The sequence below is a fragment of the Achromobacter sp. SIMBA_011 genome (assembly GCF_046535435.1).
GTDB lineage: Bacteria > Pseudomonadota > Gammaproteobacteria > Burkholderiales > Burkholderiaceae_B > Achromobacter > Achromobacter dolens.
Window position 1 is genome coordinate 1 of record NZ_JAWRWN010000226.1, and the last position, 310, is coordinate 310.

At 59.4% G+C, this 310-nt stretch carries 1 protein-coding gene; it reads right to left on the bottom strand.

The window, feature by feature from the left end; translation table 11 throughout:
* A partial coding sequence (locus tag SB816_RS30690; RefSeq protein ID WP_410548077.1) for a sugar phosphate nucleotidyltransferase occupies positions 1-203 on the bottom strand: 203 nt, incomplete at its 3' end.
* Positions 204-310 lie beyond the last annotated feature (107 nt).

Below are 310 nucleotides of genomic sequence, written 5' to 3' on the forward strand. Positions count from 1 at the left end.
CCAAGCAGTTGCTCGAAGCGTGGGGTGTCTTGTGGGGTGGAGATGATCAGGATGTCCTGGATGCCGGCCAGCATCAGTACCGAGATCGGGTAGTAGATCATCGGCTTGTCGTAGACCGGCAGCAGCTGCTTCGAGACCGCATGCGTGATCGGATACAGACGCGTGCCGGAACCGCCGGCGAGAATGATGCCCTTACGTGCCATCGATGAACTCCTCAAGCGCGCGCTGCGTAGTTGGTTTCAACCCACTTGCGGTATTCACCCGAGGCCACTTCGTCGACCCACACCTGGTTGTCGAGATACCACGCGAC